This window comes from Gordonia ajococcus (assembly GCF_012974285.1).
Classification (GTDB): Bacteria; Actinomycetota; Actinomycetes; order Mycobacteriales; family Mycobacteriaceae; genus Gordonia; species Gordonia amicalis.
This window is the reverse complement of record NZ_CP052884.1, coordinates 4,973,425-4,990,635: the sequence shown is the minus strand read 5'-3', so window position 1 is coordinate 4,990,635 and position 17,211 is coordinate 4,973,425. Positions and strand designations below refer to the sequence as shown.

The 17,211-nt window shown below is 67.6% G+C and carries 17 protein-coding genes; 8 read left to right on the top strand and 9 right to left on the bottom strand.

Annotation, left to right across the window (positions count from 1 at the left end):
- Positions 1-40: 40 nt before the first annotated feature.
- Positions 41-487 (top strand): MarR family winged helix-turn-helix transcriptional regulator, encoded by a 447-nt coding sequence (locus tag GAA2_RS22510; protein ID WP_024499071.1) that lies wholly within the window; start codon positions 41-43, stop codon positions 485-487.
- Between the two features lie 43 nt (positions 488-530).
- On the top strand, positions 531-953 hold the full coding sequence (locus GAA2_RS22505; RefSeq protein ID WP_024499072.1) for an organic hydroperoxide resistance protein: 423 nt from the start codon (positions 531-533) through the stop codon (positions 951-953).
- Between the two features lie 37 nt (positions 954-990).
- Here the strand turns inward: GAA2_RS22505 and ilvD are convergent, their stop codons facing one another.
- Together ilvD and GAA2_RS22495 are read right to left on the bottom strand one after the other, a co-directional pair.
- Positions 991-2,706, bottom strand: a complete 1,716-nt coding sequence (ilvD, locus tag GAA2_RS22500) for a dihydroxy-acid dehydratase (protein ID WP_024499073.1) — start codon at positions 2,704-2,706, stop codon at positions 991-993.
- A gap of 94 nt (positions 2,707-2,800) precedes the next feature.
- A complete protein-coding gene (locus tag GAA2_RS22495; RefSeq protein ID WP_024499074.1) occupies positions 2,801-4,309 on the bottom strand; it encodes an acyl-CoA synthetase in 1,509 nt (502 codons plus the stop codon).
- Positions 4,310-4,441: 132 nt separating this feature from the next.
- Between GAA2_RS22495 and GAA2_RS22490 the strand changes: the two genes are divergently transcribed.
- The 4 genes from GAA2_RS22490 to GAA2_RS22475 all read left to right on the top strand — a co-directional run bounded on the left by GAA2_RS22490 (position 4,442) and on the right by GAA2_RS22475 (position 8,359).
- Positions 4,442-4,879: a DUF309 domain-containing protein gene (locus GAA2_RS22490; RefSeq protein WP_024499075.1), complete on the top strand. Its 438-nt coding sequence runs from the start codon at positions 4,442-4,444 to the stop codon at positions 4,877-4,879.
- Positions 4,880-4,946: 67 nt separating this feature from the next.
- Positions 4,947-6,155 (top strand): DNA polymerase IV, encoded by a 1,209-nt coding sequence (gene dinB / locus GAA2_RS22485; RefSeq protein ID WP_024499076.1) that lies wholly within the window; start codon positions 4,947-4,949, stop codon positions 6,153-6,155.
- 150 nt (positions 6,156-6,305) lie between these two features.
- Positions 6,306-7,607, top strand: coding sequence for a TrpB-like pyridoxal phosphate-dependent enzyme (locus GAA2_RS22480; RefSeq protein ID WP_024499077.1), 1,302 nt, complete (start codon positions 6,306-6,308; stop codon positions 7,605-7,607).
- 2 nt (positions 7,608-7,609) lie between these two features.
- A complete protein-coding gene (locus GAA2_RS22475) occupies positions 7,610-8,359 on the top strand; it encodes a DUF429 domain-containing protein (protein ID WP_035760549.1) in 750 nt (249 codons plus the stop codon).
- Between the two features lie 574 nt (positions 8,360-8,933).
- Here GAA2_RS22475 and GAA2_RS22470 read toward each other — a convergent pair.
- Positions 8,934-9,518 carry a GNAT family N-acetyltransferase gene (locus GAA2_RS22470; protein WP_024499079.1) on the bottom strand — a complete coding sequence of 195 codons (585 nt, stop codon included), beginning with the start codon at positions 9,516-9,518 and terminating at the stop codon, positions 8,934-8,936.
- A gap of 57 nt (positions 9,519-9,575) precedes the next feature.
- On the bottom strand, positions 9,576-10,190 hold the full coding sequence (locus tag GAA2_RS22465; RefSeq protein ID WP_024499080.1) for a TetR/AcrR family transcriptional regulator: 615 nt from the start codon (positions 10,188-10,190) through the stop codon (positions 9,576-9,578).
- A 208-nt stretch (positions 10,191-10,398) separates the two neighbouring features.
- Here GAA2_RS22465 and GAA2_RS22460 point away from each other — a divergent pair, with 208 nt between their 5' ends.
- A complete protein-coding gene (locus GAA2_RS22460) occupies positions 10,399-11,508 on the top strand; it encodes a homogentisate 1,2-dioxygenase (RefSeq protein ID WP_024499081.1) in 1,110 nt (369 codons plus the stop codon).
- A complete protein-coding gene (locus tag GAA2_RS22455; RefSeq protein ID WP_024499082.1) occupies positions 11,505-12,692 on the top strand; it encodes an alpha/beta fold hydrolase in 1,188 nt (395 codons plus the stop codon). The genes GAA2_RS22460 and GAA2_RS22455 overlap by 4 nt, the downstream gene beginning before the upstream one ends.
- Before the next feature lie 115 nt (positions 12,693-12,807).
- Here the strand turns inward: GAA2_RS22455 and GAA2_RS22450 are convergent, their stop codons facing one another.
- From GAA2_RS22450 to GAA2_RS22430, 5 genes are all read right to left on the bottom strand, one after another.
- A complete protein-coding gene (locus GAA2_RS22450; protein WP_024499083.1) occupies positions 12,808-13,662 on the bottom strand; it encodes a type IV toxin-antitoxin system AbiEi family antitoxin domain-containing protein in 855 nt (284 codons plus the stop codon).
- 203 nt (positions 13,663-13,865) lie between these two features.
- Positions 13,866-15,257: an acyl-CoA synthetase gene (locus GAA2_RS22445; RefSeq protein WP_024499084.1), complete on the bottom strand. Its 1,392-nt coding sequence runs from the start codon at positions 15,255-15,257 to the stop codon at positions 13,866-13,868.
- 56 nt (positions 15,258-15,313) lie between these two features.
- Entirely contained in the window at positions 15,314-15,937 is a 624-nt protein-coding gene (locus GAA2_RS22440; protein ID WP_024499085.1) for an SRPBCC family protein, read from the bottom strand.
- Entirely contained in the window at positions 15,934-16,452 is a 519-nt protein-coding gene (locus GAA2_RS22435; RefSeq protein WP_316249308.1) for a hypothetical protein, read from the bottom strand. The genes GAA2_RS22440 and GAA2_RS22435 overlap by 4 nt, the downstream gene beginning before the upstream one ends.
- Positions 16,453-16,517: 65 nt before the next feature.
- Complete coding sequence (locus GAA2_RS22430; RefSeq protein WP_024499087.1) at positions 16,518-17,201, bottom strand: helix-turn-helix transcriptional regulator; 684 nt, start codon at positions 17,199-17,201, stop codon at positions 16,518-16,520.
- Positions 17,202-17,211: the final 10 nt, after the last annotated feature.

Sequence of the window (17,211 nt, the reverse complement as noted above, 5' to 3'; positions counted from 1 at the left end):
AGGTTGTGCACAATTAAGTTGTGCACTACTGTTCTGGAACGTGCCCACCAATCCGGAGCCCCTCGACCGACAGCTCTGTTTCTCGTTGTATGCCGCCACCCGGGCTGTCACCGGCCTCTACCGAGAGGTGCTGTCCGAGTTCGGGCTCACGTTTCCCCAGTACCTCGTGCTGCTCGCCCTCTGGGAACAGGACGGGCTCACCGTGCGGGAACTGGGCGAGCGGCTCCAGCTCGACAGCGGCACGTTGTCGCCGCTACTCCGTCGTCTCGAGCGGGCCGGGTACATCGCCCGCGAACCTTCGGCCGAGGATGCCCGTGTGGTTCATGTCCACCTGACCCGGGAAGGGGATGCGCTGCGTAGCCAGGGCGGCCGGATCCAAGGATGCCTGGTGGACAACCTGGACCTCACCTACGACGAGGCGTCGACCCTGCATGCGCTGGCGCACAAGGTCACCGATCAGGCGCGCGGCCGGCTGCCGCGTAACTGATCAAGGGAGTCAAGTCATCGCCAACCAGTTGAAGGAGACAATCATGAACACCCTCTACACCGCAGAAGCCCTGGCCACCGGCGCGGGGCGCAACGGCCACGTCCGCACCACCGACGGCTTCGTCGACACCGACCTCGCCATTCCGCGCGAGATGGGTGGTGCCGGCGGTGCCGCCAACCCCGAGCTGCTCTTCGCCGCGGGTTATGCCGCCTGCTTCCACTCCGCCCTGCAGGCGGTGGCGCGCGAGGCCAAGGCCACGCTGGGCGATTCGAGCGTCGGTGCCAAGGTCGGCATCGGCGCCGACGAGCAGGGCGGCTTCCAGCTCGCTGTCACTCTCGAGGTCGTCATCCCCGACCTTCCCCAGGACCAGGCGCAGGCTCTCGCCGACCGTGCGCATCAGGTCTGCCCCTACTCCAACGCCACCCGCGGCAACATCGACGTCAACGTCATCGTCGTCGACGACTGATCGAGCCTCGCCGGTAGAGCAGCTCCGCAGGGGGCCGTCAGCGGCAGACGGCTCCCTGCGAAGCGGACGTGACCAGCTTCGAGTACTTCGCCAGGACGCCACGCGTGTACCGGGGTGGCAGGGGAGTGAACTCCTTTGCGCGAGCCTCGAGTTCGGCGTCGTCGACGAGAAGGTCGAGGAGGCCGCGACCCACGTCGAGGCGGATGCGATCCCCGTCGCGGACCAGGGCGATGGGGCCACCGTCGACGGCCTCCGGTGCAACGTGGCCCACGCACAGACCAGTAGTGCCGCCCGAGAACCGGCCGTCGGTCATCAGGAGGACGTCCTTGCCGAGGCCCGCGCCCTTGATGGCGCCGGTGATGGCCAGCATCTCGCGCATCCCCGGTCCGCCCTTGGGGCCTTCGTAGCGGATGACGACGACGTCGCCGGCGGTGATCGTGCCGTCCTCGAGTGCATCCATGGCGGCGCGCTCGCGGTCGAAAACCCGTGCGGTGCCCTCGAATACGTCGGAGTCGAAGCCCGCCGACTTCACCACGGCCCCTTCCGGAGCCAGCGATCCCTTGAGGATGGTGATGCCCCCGGTCGGGTGGATGGGCGACTTGGTGGCGCGCAGGACCTGTCCGTCGGGGTCGGGCGGGGCGATGTGCGCGAGGTTCTCCGCGACCGTCTTGCCGGTCACCGTCAGGCAGTCGCCGTGCAGCAGCCCGGCGTCGAGGAGGGCCTTCATCACCACCGGCACACCACCGATGCGGTCGACGTCGGTCATCACGTGCCGCCCGAACGGTTTGACGTCGGCGAGGTGAGGGACGCGGGCGCCCACGCGGATGAAATCGTCGAGCGACAACTCGACCTCGGCCTCGTTGGCGATGGCGAGCAGGTGGAGCACCGCGTTGGTGGACCCGCCGAACGCCATCACGACGGCGATCGCGTTCTCGAAGGCCTCGCGGGTCATGATGTCGCGCGCGGTGATTCCGCGGCGCAGCATCTCGACGACGGCCACTCCGCTCTGCCGGGCGAACTGGTCCCGTCGCTTGTCCGGAGCCGGGGGAGCAGCGCTGCCGGGTAGGGACATCCCGAGTGCCTCGGCGGCGCTGGCCATCGTGTTGGCCGTGTACATGCCGCCGCACGCACCCTCACCCGGGCAGATGGCGCGTTCGATGGTGTCGACGTCCTCGCGGCTCATGAGCCCGCGGGCGCATGCGCCCACCGCCTCGAAGGCGTCGATGATGGTGACCTGACGTTCTTCGCCGTCGGACAGCGTGGCGTATCCGGGCAGCGTCGACCCGGCGTAGAGGAACACCGACGCGAGATCGAGCCGGGCGGCGGCCATGAGCATGCCGGGCAGGGACTTGTCGCAGCCGGCGAGCAGCACCGAACCGTCGAGCCGTTCGGCACTCATCACGGTTTCCACGCTGTCGGCGATCACCTCGCGGGAGACCAACGAGAAGTGCATGCCCTCGTGACCCATCGAGATGCCGTCGGAGACCGAGATGGTGCCGAATTCGAGGGGATAACCGCCGCCCTCGTGGACGCCGCCCTTGACGGCCTTGGCCAGCCGGTCGAGCGAGAGGTTGCACGGGGTGATCTCGTTCCACGACGACCCCACTCCGATCTGGGGTTTCGCCCAGTCGTCGTCGCCCATGCCCACCGCGCGGAGCATGCCACGGGCGGCGGTCTTCTCCAGGCCGTCCGTGACGTCGCGACTGCGCGGCTTGATGTCGGCTTCGACGCCCGTCTCTGTTCGGTTGGTCATGAACCCACCGTAGTGGCCCGCGAAAGTGATCAGGTTGCGTTTGATCCCGGAGTGCGGGCACAAACGCAACCTGATCTGGTCGGACAGCGGATCTCTAGGCGCGCAGCTCCCGCTTGAGCAGCTTGCCGCTCTGGTTGCGCGGCAGTTCCTCGACGAACTTCACCAGCTTCGGGACCTTGAACGGCGCGAGCTGTTGCTTGACGTGGTCGATCAGCTCGGCCTCGGTGACCGCAGCCTCGGCGCGCAGCACGACGACCGCGGTGATCGCCTCGATCCACTTGTCGTCCGGGGTGCCGATCACCGCGACCTCCGCCACGGCGTCGTGGGTGTAGATCGCATCCTCGACCTCGCGTGAGGCGACGAGGATGCCACCGGTGTTGATGACGTCCTTGATGCGGTCGACGACGGTGACGTAACCCTCCTCGTCGCGCGTGACGAGGTCACCGGAGTGGAACCAGCCGCCCCGGAAGGCCTCGTCGGTCGCGGCCGGGTTGTCCCAGTAGCCCTGGCACAGCTGCGGTGAGCGGTACAGGATCTCACCCGGCTCACCGACGGGCACGTCGTTGCCGTCGGCGTCGACGACGCGGGTCTCGACGAAGAACACCGGCCGGCCGCACGAGGCGGGTCGGGCGTCGTGCTCCTCGGGGCGGAGAACCGTTGCCAGCGGACCGATCTCGGACTGGCCGAAGCAGTTGTAGAAGCCCAGATCGGGGTAGCGCTCGCGGAGGCGCTGCAGGACGGTGACCGGCATGATCGACGCGCCGTACTGCGCCTTCCGCAACGACGACAGGTCGCGGGTCTCGAGGTCGGGATGCGCGGCCAACGGCACCCACACCGTCGGTGCCAGGAACAGCGAACCGATCTTGTATTCCTCGACGAGGCGCAGGATCTCGGGGATGTCCGGTGCCGGCATCAGCCGGACCGTGGCGCCCACCGCCAGGTACGGAACCATGAAGACGTGCATTCCCGCCGAGTGGTAGAGCGGCATGCAGATCAGCGGGTTGTCCTCGGAGTCGAGATCCAGGGCGATGATCGACGAGGTGTACTCGTGGATGAGCGCGCGGTGGGTCATCATGGCGCCCTTGGGTTTCGACGTCGTGCCCGAGGTGTAGAGGAACTGGACCAGGTTGGTGTCCTCCACCGCGACGTCCAGTGCGGGCACGTCTCCCGCGGTGGCGATGGCGATCAGCGAATCATCGGCGTCGCGCAGGGGGAGCACGAACTCGGCCGGCACGACGTCGATGACGGCGTCGAGGTTGTCGGTGAGACCCGGGTCGACGAGCACGGCCCGCGCACCGGACTGCTCGAGGAGGTAGCTCAGCTCGCCGCCGCGCAACGCGTAGTTGATCGGCACGTGCACGAGTCCGGCACGCGCCGCGGCGAGGTAGCCGATGACGTAGGCGTGCGAGTTGGTGCCGTAGCCGGCCACGCGATCACCCTTGGCCAGGCCGAGGGAGAGGAGGTGCGCGGCGGCGCGGGTCACCGCGTCGTCGAGTTCGCGGTAGGTGAGGGTGTCGTCGCCGAAATGCAGGGCGGCGCGGTCGGGGAATCTCGCGGCAGTGCGGCGCAGCACTCCGTCGACGGTGTTCGAAGTGGGGGTCATCACCTCATCAGAATGACTGCTGCAATCCCGGCGGTGGCACACACCCCCTGCCGCGTCCGGCACCTGCGCAGGGCGTCTGTCACAGTCGAAGGACAGCACGAATCGGAGATCGACGCGATGGAGATGTGGCCCATGGGAAAAGACCGAGATCGGGATCCCGACGGTCGCGCCCGACAGGCTCGGCCGCGTGACGAACTGGGTCGCCCGCTGCCGTACGGTGCGCCGGGCGTCGAGCCGGTGCCCGAGGAGCCGTTGCCACCGCACGAGACGATCGCATTCGCGTGGCGGCTGCTCGAGGACGGCCGGCCGTTCTCCGCCCACGAGGTGTTCGAGACGCGATGGAAGTCCTGTCCGGCCAAGGAACGTCCCCTGTGGCAGGGGCTCGCCCAGCTCTGCGTGGCGCTGACGCATCATCGACGCGGAAACACTGTCGGTGCCCGACGCCTCTACGATCGGGCGGCCGCGCGACTCGTCGAGTACGAGAACGCCGGCGGAGTGAGGTACGAGATGGATCTGACGGCGATCCGCGACTGCGTGCTCGACGAGATCGACGAGGCCGAACCGACCTGAGGTGGTCCGGCCGAGTGTCATCGCCGGTAGGGCCGGGTTGTCGCACCGGTATGCGAACATATGTTCTATGCGGATCGAGCGGCGGGAGCGGCAGGAGGCAACGATCCTGCATGCCGATCTCGACTCCTTCTACGCATCGGTGGAGCAACGGGACGACCCGTCCTTGCGCGGTCGCCCGGTGCTGGTCGGCGGGGGAGTTGTGCTGGCCGCGAGCTACGAGGCGAAGGCGAGGGGGGTGCGGTCGCCGATGCCCGGTCACGAGGCTCGGGCGCTGTGCCCTGATGCCGTGGTCGTCCGGCCCCGGTTCGACGCCTACATGGAGGCCAGCCGCGAGGTCTTCGACATCTTCCATGACACCACTCCGGTGGTCGAGGGCATCTCGGTCGACGAGGCATTCCTCGACGTCGGCGGCCTGGGCCGGATCAGCGGGACCCCGCACGACATCGCCTCGACGATCCGGGTTCGAGTGCGTGAGGAGGTCGGCCTGCCGATCACCGTCGGTGGTGCGCGCAGCAAGTTCCTGGCGAAGGTGGCGAGCGCCGTCGGCAAGCCCGACGGTCTGCTGATCGTCGCGCCCGGCACCGAGCTCGCGTTTCTCCATCCCCTGCCGGTGCGTCGGCTGTGGGGCGTCGGGCCGGTGACGGAGTCCAAGCTGCACGACGCCGGAGTCGAGACCGTCGGTCAGCTGGCCGCGATGGGTGAGCGATCGCTACGCGCGGTCGTCGGATCGGGCGCGGGACGGCACCTGTTCGCCCTCTCGATGGCGCAGGACCCGCGTCGGGTCGAGACCGGTAAGCGCCGGTCCTCGATCGGTTCGCAACGCGCGCTCGGGCGTCGGCCCAAGTCCGAGGCCGACCTCGAGGCGACCATCGTGGCGATCGTCGAACGCCTCGGTAAGCGGTTGCGGACGGCCGAGAGGGTCTGTCGCACAGTCGTTCTGCGGCTGCGTTTCGATGACTTCGCCCGCGCGACCCGCTCCCGCACCCTCCCTGAGCCCACCGACCGCACCGACCTCATCATGGCGTCGGCGCGTGGCCTCCTCGCCGACGCGATGCCGATCATCCGGGAGCGCGGCTGCACTCTCGTCGGATTGTCGCTGACCAACCTCGACGACCACGACAACATTCAGCTGACCCTGCCGTTCGACACCGATCATGCCGAACAGCTCGACGCCACGATGGATCTTCTGCGCGACCGGTTCGGCCGGGATTCGGTCACCCGCGCCGTGCTGATCGGCCGTCACCACGGCGACGACGCCCCGATGCTCCCCGATTAGGGATTTCGCAGAGGTAGCGCGCGCCAGGGCACCACTTCTTCTACCGATCGTCGATGCCGTCCTCGCCAGGACCATCGACCCCCCAAATCGTGACCTGAGAATGCCACGGCCGGGGTACGTCACAGGCCGCGCGCACTAGAGTGGACGACCATGACCACGCAAGTAGACGCCACCAATCCCGACCTGGTGACGGTCGGTGTGCCGACGCACTGGTACAACCTCGCCGCCGAGCTCGAGACACCGATTCCCCCGCATCTGCATCCCGGCACCAAGGAGCCGGTGGGTCCCGAGGATCTCGCCGCGTTGTTCCCCAGCGGACTCATCGCGCAGGAGGTCTCCTCTGAGGCCTACATCGAGATCCCCGAACCGGTCCGCGAGATCTACCAGATGTGGCGCCCGTCGCCGCTGATCCGCGCACGTCGCTTCGAGCAGGCGCTCAACACCAAGGCGCGCATCTACGTCAAGTACGAGGGCGTCAGCCCGGTCGGCAGCCACAAAACCAATTCCGCTGTCGCGCAGGCCTATTACAACAGCCTCGACGGCGTCACCAAGCTGACGACCGAGACCGGTGCCGGGCAGTGGGGTAGCGCGCTCGCCTTCGCGGGTGCGCAGTTCGGCATCGACGTCGAGGTCTGGCAGGTGCGCGCCTCGTACAGCTCGAAGCCGTATCGTGGCTTCCTGATCCGCACCTACGGCGGCACGATCCACCCGAGCCCCTCGGACCTGACCGAGTCGGGACGGGCGATGCTCGCCAAGGACCCGAACACCACGGGCAGCCTCGGCATGGCGGTCAGTGAGGCGGTCGAGGTCGCCGCTTCCGATCCGGACACCCGCTACGCACTCGGCAGCGTGCTCAACCACGTCGTGCTGCACCAGAGCGTCATCGGCGTGGAGGCCGTCGATCAGCTCAACGCCGTCGAACCCGGCGGAGCGGACATCGTCTTCGGTTGTGCCGGTGGCGGTTCCAATCTCGCGGGACTCTCCTTCCGGTTCCTGCGGGAGAAGCTGCACGGACGGTCGAACCCGCGCGTGGTCGCGGCCGAGCCGGCCGCCTGCCCGTCCATCACCCAGGGTGAGTACCGCTACGACCACGGCGATGTCGCCGGTCTCACGCCGCTGCTCAAGATGCACACGCTCGGAATGGATTTCGTTCCGGATCCGATCCATGCTGGTGGTCTGCGCTACCACGGTATGGCACCGGCGCTGAGCCACACGGTCGAGCTCGGACTCGTTCAGGGCGTTGCGATCACCCAGCACGATGCGTTCAGCGCGGGCGTGCAGTTCGCGCGGACGCAGGGTATCGTCCCGGCCCCGGAGTCGACGCATGCCATCGCCGCGTGTGCCGCCCACGTCGCCGACAGTGACAAGGAAGAGGTCGTGGTCATCGGCCTGTCGGGCCACGGCCAGCTCGATCTTCCCGCCTACGCGGAATTCCTCGACGGCAAATTCTGAGCATGCCCCCGGCGATGCGGACGGTCGGTGTCGACCTGTCCGCATCGCCGGCCAAGACCGCGGTCGCGGTCCTCGACTGGTTCGACGACCGGGCCGAACTGACCGAGCTGGTCGTCGGAGCCGACGACGCCGAGATCCGACGCCTCGTCGACGGTGCGACCCGCATCGGAATCGATTCACCCTTCGGCTGGCCGGATGACTTCGTGGAATTCGTTGTCGCACATCATCACCAAGAGTCGAAACCGGGCCGTCGGCTCGACGATATCGCGAATCGACGTCCGCTGGCGCTGCGTCGTACCGACCTCTGGATCGCCGAGTCGGGGCTGGGTCGACCCCTCAGCGTGTCCGCCGACCAGATCGCCCATGTCGCCTTCCGCTGTGCGGGCCTCCTCGCCGATCTCGGTGTCCGGGACCGCGTCGACGGCTGGGCGGTCGAGGCCTACCCGGCCGGAGCACTCAAACGCTGGGGACTCATCTCACGGGGTTACAAACGCGCCGCCAACCGGACCGTGTTGACCGAGCTCGTCGATGCGCTACGGACGGCGGCGCCGTGGCTGGAACCGGGCGCTCACACAGACCTCATGGTTCGTGACGACGACGCCTTCGACGCCGTCATCACCGCGCTGATCGCCCGCGCCGCAGCGTTGGGGCGGACATCGCTGCCATCAGCGGAAGACCGTGCGGTTGCGTCGCGGGAGGGCTGGATTCATGTCCCGAACGGCGATCTGGGCGGACTCATCCCCGCTGGTTGAGTAGGCGAGGAGCCTGCGACGAGCCGTGCCCCGCTGGTTGAGTAGGCGACGAGCCGTGCCCCGCCGGTTGAGCCGACACCGAGCGCAGCGAGGCGTCGCGTCGAAACCCATCCGCCACCACACCTCACCAAGCAACTCCACGCCGGTTGAGCCGACACCGAGCGAAGCGAGGCGTCGCGTCGAAACCCCGCCGGCCACACCCCACCCGGCCAGCTCAACCAGCAGGACCGCGAGGTTTCGACGCGGTGGCTCGCTGCGCTCGCTACCGGCTCAACCAGCAAGACCGCGAGGTTTCGACGCGGTGGCTCGCTGCGCTCGCTACCGGCTCAACCTGCAGGGACGCGAGGTTTCGACGCGGTGGCTCGCTCGGCTCGCTACCGGCTCAACCTGCAGGACGCGAGGTTTCGACGCGGTGGCTCGCTGCGCTCGCTACCGGCTCAACCTGCAGGGACGCGAGGTTTCGACGCGGTGGCTCGCTGCGCTCGCTACCGGCTCAACCTGCAGGGACGCGAGGTTTCGACGCGGTGGCTCGCTGCGCTCGCTACCGGCTCAACCACCAGTATCGAAACCACCCTCACCGCAACGACTTCCGCATCACCACCCGCGGAAACCCGTCCAGCACAGAGGTGGTGTCGGCCGCCCACTCGAACCCGGCTTTCTCGAACAACCCGCGGGTGCCGACGTAAGCCATCGTGAGATCCACCTTCTTACCGCGATTGTCGAGCGGGTACCCCTCGATGGCCGGCGCCCCGTTCGACCGGGCGAACTCGACAGCGCCCTGGAGGAGCGCGCGCGAGATCCCCTTCTTGCGGTGGCCGGGTCGGACGCGGAGGCACCACGCGGACCACACGGGGAGGTCGTCGACGTGCGGGATCTTACGGTTGCGGGCGAAGGTCGTGTCGGCACGCGGTGAGACCGCCGCCCAACCCACCACTTCTTCGGTGTCGTCGATCGTCTCGTACGCCAGGACTCCGAGTGGAATCCCGCTGTCGCACAACTCCTTCACGAACTCACCGCGCTGTTCGCGGAGCAGGGCCCGATTCTCCGTGCTGGGGATGCGGTAACTCAGGCACCAGCACACGTTGGAGGTCGGTTTCTTGGGCCCGACCATCGTCGCGATGTCGGCGAAGGTCGTTGCGGGCCGGACGTCGATCGTCATGCGTCCCAGCATCACAACCGGCGACGATGTGCCGCAAGAGCCAGATCCTGTACGGATTCAGCGCTGGATGTGTGGAACCGACCGGTACACCGTCCGGTACCAGATGGTGGTGAGGATGTCGATGGCCGTGTCGTCGTCGGGGATGGACCCGACCACACCTCCGCGGACGGCGAGCCAAGACCAGCACGAGGATTCGAGCGTGTTCACGAGCGCCGACGCGAGCGGTTCGAGGGGCAGGCCGATGTGGTACCCGGCCCGTTCCGCGCTGTGCAGTCCCGCCAGCACCTGCTTGATGCCCGACGCACGGTTGGCGTGCCAGCGATCCCGGAACTCGTCGTCGAGCATGGACATCTGGAACAGTCCGATGATCTCGGGCAGGTACTTCTTGTATGTCGTCCAGTAGGCGGTGACGGCCGCACGCACCCCCGCTTCGGGATCCGAGTGTCTCGTGGCGAGAGAACCCTCGACGACTTCGCTGCTGAACTGGTCCAGCAGCGCCTCGAGGAGCTGATCCTTGTTGTCGTAATAGTTGTAGAACGAGCCGGTGGAGCGGCCCGCGGCGGCCGCGATGTCGGAGATCTTGGTGTTCAGGTAGCCCTTGTCGGCGAAACAACGACGCGCTGCGTCGAGAAACGCGGCCTCGGTCTGGCGTCCCTTGTTCGTCGGCGGCACCGAACACTCCTTCCGAGGACTGATTCGTTCATCGAAGCATGTATTTCGCTCCGGTCGGGCAAGGTCGGGATGAACGATGTGGTCCTTGTCATATTCTGAACCTGAATCTAGCATCAGAAAAGTCTGCGCGGGAACCACCGGGAGTTGCTCCCCGGCCAGGCCGCGCCCCGTCTGTCCGCTCTCGATCGCTCACACCAGGAGTCAGCCAGTGGAATCGTTCATCCAGCACCGGAAGGGTCGCACGCCGCGACAGGTCCACCGTGACCTCGAGGACCTCAAAGACGACGAGCTCGGCCGCTACGGATTCACCGGCCGGACGGCGCATCTCTACCGGCGCAACGATCCGACGCAGTTCCGCGCGGTCGGTACCCACACCGGCGTCGACCGCTTCGTCACCGAACTCACCCCGACCGATCAGATCGACCCGTCGGGTGAGCCGCTGCTGATGTTCTACAACGACGACTGCCGGATCTCGCTCAGCCGCCGCAGCCAGGCCGCGCCATTCTGGTTCCGCCCGGTCGACGGCGACGAACTGATCTTCGTCCACGAGGGCACCGGCCACTTCGAGACGGAGTTCGGCCGGCTGTCCTACCGGCCGGGCGACTACGTCTACATCCCCAAGGGATGCACGTACCGGCAAATCCCCGACGACCAGTCGCTGCTGCTCATCATCGAGGCTGTCGACGAATACCGGGTCCCGGAGCCGGGCGTGCTCGGACGGTTTTTCCCCTTCGATTCGTCGCTGGTCGCCGTCCCCGAGGCCGAGGTCTTCGAGGGCGACGGGCGCGAGGAGTACGAGGTTCGGTTCCGCCAGCGCGAGGGGCAGACGACGCTGTTCTATCCGTTCCATCCGCTCGACGTCGAGGGGTGGCGCGGCGATCTGTTCCCGTTCACCTTCAACCTCGAGGACTACGACGTCATCACCTCGGAGTCGGTGCACCTCCCGCCGACCGTGCATCTGTTCATGCAGGCTACGGGCGTGTACGTGATGAACTTCCTGCCGCGTCCCGCCGAGGCCCGCAAGGGCGCCGAACGGCTGCCCTGGTTCCACCGCAACACCGACTTTGACGAGATCGCGTTCTTCCACGGCGGCAGCATGTTCGGCATCGGCATGCCTCCCGGCCTGATCTCGCATGCGCCGCAGGGTATTCACCACGGCATCCCGGAGAAGGCCCGCGAACGGTCGCGCCGGAAGTTCGACGAGTTCGACCGTGTCGAGTGGAAGGTCATCGCGATCGACACGCGTCGTCGTCTCATCGCGACCCCGGTCATGACCGGGTCGGCATCGGCCGAGGTCCAGGAGGAGGCACAGGTATGAGTTCGGCGAACACGTTGCCGCGCCACGAGTACGAGCGCATTCCCTACCTCGTCGTCTTCGACGACACGTCGGCCTACCAGGACACCTACGGCGGCGTCACCGAGAGCGTCGTCCTGGAGAGCTACCTCCTGAAACCGGTGGGCGTGCCGTCGAAGAACGTCATCGTCTTCATGCACCCGATCGGTGGCGGCGCCTATCTGCCGATGACCAATGCGCTGGCCCGCGCGGGTCATCACGTCATCTACTGCAACAGCCGGTATCGCGGCGTCGACAGCGCCCTGATCATGGAGAAGGTCGTCCAGGACCTCGGGGCCTGCGTGAAGGACGCCAAGGAACGGCTCGGCTACGAGAAGGTGATCCTGGCCGGTTGGAGTGGTGGAGGTGCGCTGTCGCTGTACTACCAGCAGCAGGCCCAGCATGCGACGGTCACGGAGACTCCCGCCGGAGAGCCGCCGGATCTCACCCGGCTCGATCTGCCTGCGGCCGACGGCATGATGCTCCTGGCCGCACACGTGTCCCGCCACGGAACGCTGACGGAGTGGATGGATCCGTCGATCCTCGACGAAAACGATCCGGAGAAGCGTGATCCCGAGCTGGATCTCTACAACCCGGCGAACCCGAACCAGCCGCCCTACACCGCGGAGTTCCTGGAGCGGTACCGGGCCGCGCAGATCGATCGCAACCGCCGGATCACCGCGTGGGTCAAGGAGCAACTCGCCGACCTCCGCGGCCGCGGTGAGCCGTTGATGGAACGCGGGTTCATCGTCCACGGCACCATGGCCGACCCGCGGTGGCTCGACCTGTCCGTCGACCCGAGCGACCGTGAACTCGGCTGCTACCTGGGGGATCCACGCATCGTGAACATGGGACCGGTCGGCCTGGCACGGTTCACGACGCTGCGAAGTTGGTTGTCGCAGTGGAGTTATGACGACGCACACGGCGACGGTCCGCGCTGTGCCGCGGATCTCGAGGTCCCGACGCTGGTCATCGGTAACTCGGCCGACAACGCGTGCACACCCAGCCACACCCACCGGCTTTTCGACGCCGTCGGCCACCCCGACAAGACTCTGCACACGATAACCGGTGCGACACACTACTATTCGGGCCGCGATCAGATCCCGCACCTCAAAGAGGCGGTCGGTATCATCACGGGTTGGATGGGTGAGCGGGGCTGGGCCAACTGAGCGCCGGGCACTAAAACCGCCCCCGAAAAGCGCCCCTGATACCGGCCCTCGAAATGCGCCCTCGGGAGCGGCGTCGGCGACACAGTGTCGTCGGGCCTCCTCTGGAGGGCGGGTCTCAGGGGCGGTTCTCGTATTCGGCGGCCCGGCTGCGGTGATAGCCCTTCCGGACCGTGGCCACGATGTCGGCGTAGGTGGTCTCCCAGTCACCGAACACCTGCGCGTAGGTGAGCCGCATCGGTAGGTAGCCCAGCGGGATGAGCTTGCGGGACCTGATCCGGTCGCGTTCGTAGTCCTCTTCACCGGTGTGGTGCGTCCGGCTGTCGAGTTCGATGGCCAGCCGGTTGCCGACGAGGAGATCGATCCAGCCGACTGTGGGCACCTCATGCTGCACCTTGACCTCGAGGCCGGCGCTGATCAGCCGCAGACGAGCGGCGGTTTCCGTTCCGGACGCGGCGAGTCGATTGCACTTCTCGACGGCCTTCCGGAGGTAGAACGGCGCGAGCCGGAATTCGGCGCGGAGGTCGTCGACACTCAGCTTGCCGTGGTGAAGTGCGGAGTCGCACAGAATGATGAAGCCCTCCTCGTCGAAGCAGCGCGCGGCGTACTGCAGAGCGGTTGCCACGTCGTCGACGGCGGCACCAGCCGGTGTCGGGCGGCCGTGGCGTCGGCAACGGTCGGGGGCTCGGCGACGCTCGTACCGCGTCACGCGGGTGTGCGATGCGATCGGATGCTCGGGGATCCACAGCCCGTGACGTCGAAGCGCGCTCGCGCACGACACCACGGTGTTGTCGGCGACTGCGGCAACGACTTCGGGGTCGGCGTCGGGTACCTGATACCACCCGTGCCGGACCCGCTGGATCGCACCGCATTCGACGGCGCGTCGGATCTGCTCGGCGGTCTCTCCGGTTCCCAGCAGCTGATTCGTCGAGAAGACACCTCCGAAGCGCGCGACGAGTTGCTCGTAGTCCATGAGGGACAGTGTCGGGTGACCTGGCGTGGTCGGGCCGCCGCAGACAGGTCTTGTGGATAACTGCGTCGAGAACCGCCCCTGAAATCAACCCTCCAGAGGCCGCACGACGACGATATGTCGCCGAACTCCCTGCTGAGGGCGCTTTTCGGGGGCAGATCCCAGGGGCGCTTTTCCGGGGCGGATTTCGGGGCCAGCGATCAGGCTCAGCCGAGCAGCTTCTTCTGCACCTTGCCCATCGCGTTGCGGGGTAGGGAGTCGACGAAGCGGACCTCGCGCGGCCGTTTGTGATTGGAGAGCTCACCGGCGACGAACTCGATGAGTTCGGTGTCGGCGACCTCGTCGGCCACCACATACGCGACGATGCGCTGGCCCAGATAGTCGTCGGGTACGCCGATCACCGCGACTTCGCGCACGGCCGGATGAGCCAGCAGGACGGTTTCGATCTCGCCGGCGCCGATGCGGAAGCCGCCGGACTTGATGAGGTCGGTGGCCCGGCGGCCGACGATGCGATGCATGCCGTCCGGATCGATGACGGCGACATCCCCGGTGGCGAAGAACCCGTCCTCGAGCCACGATTCGGCCGTCGCCTCGGGGCGGTTGAGGTAGCCCGACGACATCATCGGTCCGCGTACGTGGAGATCGCCGACCGATTCGCCGTCATGGGCCACCTCGGCGTCGCCCTCCCGGAGACGGGTCTCGACCCCGGCCAGGGGCAGCCCCACCCAGCCCGGGCGACGTTCGCCGTCGACTCGGGTGCTGAGGGTGATCATGGTCTCGGTCATGCCGTAGCGTTCGACGATCTCGTGGCCGGTGAGCTCGCGGACCCGGTCGAAGACGGGAACAGGTAGCGGTGCACTGCCCGACACGAGAATGCGTGCGCCGGAGAGGGTACGGGCCGCCTCGGGCTCCGCACCGACGCGGCTCCACACGGTCGGGACCCCGAAGAACATGTTCGCGCCGGCTTCGGCGGCCTGCGCGTAACCCGCGGCCGTCGGCTTCTCGGTGTGGATCAGACGGCCACCTCGACGAAGCGGCCCGAGGACACCGAGGATCAGTCCGTGCACGTGGAAAAGCGGAAGACCGTGGGCGAGAGTGTCATCGGCGGTCCACAGCCAGGCGTCGGCGAGTGCGTCGAGTCCCTCGGCGATCGCCTGCCGGGTGATCGGTACGCCCTTGGGTAGCCCGGTGGTGCCGGAGGTGTAGAGGATCAGCGCAGTCGAATCGGCGTGCGGTTCGGGATGACGGTGCCACGACTTCGCGTAGCGCCGGACCGGGACCACGGGCAACGTCGTGTCGGCGGGTGCCTGCCCCAGCCAGGCCTGGGCGCCCGAATCGGCCAGGATGTGCGCGAACTCGCGCGGACCCGAGTCGGGCGGTACCGGAACCACCGGCACTCCGGCGATCAGGCCGCCGACCAATGCGAGGACGGTTTCGACCGTCGGCTGCGCCAGCACCGCGACGGTGCGTGCGCCGGCGATCCGCTCCGCCACGGCAGTGGCCGCTCCGACGAGATCCTCACGTGAGAGCCGATCCTCGCCGATCCGGATCACGTCGGGATCGTCCGGGGCAGTGGGGGTCAACGTCGGCAGCAGCACCCTCCCACTGTGCCACGACGATCATGCCGTCCCGTGGACCCCCGCGACCTGCGAGGTCACCCGGCGTGCGCGAGAGCCTCGGCCCGCTCCTTGATCCCGCGGAGCATCTTGCGCTCCATGATCAGCGACCCGGGTTCCATCGGGATCATCGCCAGCTTCTTGCCCACACCGGGCAGCCGGAAACGGTTCCGGCTGATCAGCCGCGTCGACTCCCCGGCGGGGACCAGCGTGAACGACCACACCCAGTCGCCGTCGGCAGTACGGGTGACGAACGCCCGGCCGGGATCGGCGATCTCGACGCGGGATGCCTCGGGCCCGACGCCGATCGTGTCGCCCACCGCGGGGTGCTGGAACTCCTCGAGCACCTGATCGGTGCTGTGCATGTCGAGTCCCAGCAGATTCTCGATCCAGTCGTACGTGTAGGCGCCACCGCGAGGCGAGGGACCCATCTGAGCGAGCCATGGGTAGATCGCCTCCGGCGGTGCGTCGATGGTGATCGCGCGGGTGGCCACGCCGTCGGCGGCCGGCAGCAACTCGTCGCCCGGGAGTTCTGCTGCCACTTCGTCGTCGGTCGCGCCCCAGGTCATCACCCATGGTCGGATCCACGTGCAGTAGGTGATGGTCGCCGCGCCCATGGCCGCGGCGAGCCCGATGCCGACGAGGAACGGACGTGTCGTCATTTCGCCCCGCGCTCGGCAGCGGCGGACAGCGGACGAGTGGGATATGAGTCTGCGGGTGCCGGTCTACCGCGGTGGGCGAGCGTGCGACCCCAGACAACAGCCAGGCCGAGCTCGATCACCCCGATGACCGCGATCACCGGTTGCAGGAAGAAGAAGATCTGCAGCACCGCGATCTGGACGACGATCCAGGTGACCAGCGATACGCCGGCCAGCACGCCACCGACTATCCCGAGTCGGGGATCGACGGGCAGGAAGACGATCGCGATCGCGGCAAGGGCATGGGGCACGCCGATCGCCGCGACGAGCACCAACCCCGGGCCGGTCCAGGTGTCGAAAGGCGTGTTGTGCAACCACTCCCGGGGCATCTGCCACCGGTCGTCGGCGAGTGCGAGTCCACCGTCGACGGCTTGATATGCGACGAGGATCTCGATGAGCGCAAGAATCCCGGCGGCCCAGGTACGTCGATATCCGGCCGCGACGGTGAACGGGCGTCGGAGGCCCCGCATAGACCTCATGACCCCAGTCTGCGCCGCTGACCGCGTTCCCGTCGTGGGCACTAGGTCACCTTCGACGGTGCCGATCAGGGTCGGACCCAGCCGTCGGCCATGAACTCGAGGAGCAGCTGGGCCTTGTTACCGATGGGACGCCCGGCCTCTTCATAACGACGCACGACGCGACGGTAGTGCTCACGCACCGTGCTCTCGGCGATCTGGTGCGTCTGTGATGTCTCGCGGAGAGTGGAACCGAGGGTGTAGGTCTGCAGGATCTCGCGTTCCCGTTCGGTCACGCGCACCCGGTTCTGGGCTGCCGGCGGAGTAGACGGTCCGGGTGGGCCCATGGTCGCGGTGAGCGCCTGGCGGAGTGCGGACTCGGCACCGGGTGAGCGGGGCGCGATGCGGATGTGGTCGCGGCCCGCGACCCCGTCCCCGAGGAAGACGACGCGCACGTTGCGCAGCATCGGCGCCCGCCGGACCAGCGCCAGCATCCCGGTCGAACGCACGAGGAGGACGGCTGGGTTGCGGAGGGCGCGGATCTGCGCGGGCTCGACGAGTGTTGCGCCGTAGCCGGCGCCTTCGACGAGGGCCACGAGTGCGGCGTCGAACAGATCGCCTTCGGCGATGACAACGGCGAGGCGTCTGTGGTGAGGGTGAGGATGAGGGGCGGTGGCCTGCGAAACGGTTCGGCCGACGGAGGCCATCCGGGACACGTTGGGCTGGGGGGTGGCTTCCTGCGGGCGGCGGAGCTCGTCCAGAGTGGCTGACATCGGTACCGTC

What these genes read in the sequence shown, in the direction of transcription:
- GAA2_RS22475 (WP_035760549.1), top strand. Translation starts at nt 7,610, where the DNA reads ATGCCCCCGGCGATGCGGACGGTCGGTGTCGACCTGTCCGCATCGCCG.
- GAA2_RS22430 (WP_024499087.1), bottom strand. Translation starts at nt 17,201, where the DNA reads ATGTCAGCCACTCTGGACGAGCTCCGCCGCCCGCAGGAAGCCACCCCC.
- GAA2_RS22505 (WP_024499072.1), top strand. Translation starts at nt 531, where the DNA reads ATGAACACCCTCTACACCGCAGAAGCCCTGGCCACCGGCGCGGGGCGC.
- GAA2_RS22435 (WP_316249308.1), bottom strand. Translation starts at nt 16,452, where the DNA reads ATGAGGTCTATGCGGGGCCTCCGACGCCCGTTCACCGTCGCGGCCGGA.
- ilvD (WP_024499073.1), bottom strand. Translation starts at nt 2,706, where the DNA reads ATGACCAACCGAACAGAGACGGGCGTCGAAGCCGACATCAAGCCGCGC.
- GAA2_RS22495 (WP_024499074.1), bottom strand. Translation starts at nt 4,309, where the DNA reads ATGACCCCCACTTCGAACACCGTCGACGGAGTGCTGCGCCGCACTGCC.
- GAA2_RS22440 (WP_024499085.1), bottom strand. Translation starts at nt 15,937, where the DNA reads ATGACGACACGTCCGTTCCTCGTCGGCATCGGGCTCGCCGCGGCCATG.
- dinB (WP_024499076.1), top strand. Translation starts at nt 4,947, where the DNA reads ATGCGGATCGAGCGGCGGGAGCGGCAGGAGGCAACGATCCTGCATGCC.
- GAA2_RS22480 (WP_024499077.1), top strand. Translation starts at nt 6,306, where the DNA reads ATGACCACGCAAGTAGACGCCACCAATCCCGACCTGGTGACGGTCGGT.
- GAA2_RS22470 (WP_024499079.1), bottom strand. Translation starts at nt 9,518, where the DNA reads ATGACGATCGACGTCCGGCCCGCAACGACCTTCGCCGACATCGCGACG.
- GAA2_RS22455 (WP_024499082.1), top strand. Translation starts at nt 11,505, where the DNA reads ATGAGTTCGGCGAACACGTTGCCGCGCCACGAGTACGAGCGCATTCCC.
- GAA2_RS22450 (WP_024499083.1), bottom strand. Translation starts at nt 13,662, where the DNA reads ATGGACTACGAGCAACTCGTCGCGCGCTTCGGAGGTGTCTTCTCGACG.
- GAA2_RS22490 (WP_024499075.1), top strand. Translation starts at nt 4,442, where the DNA reads ATGGGAAAAGACCGAGATCGGGATCCCGACGGTCGCGCCCGACAGGCT.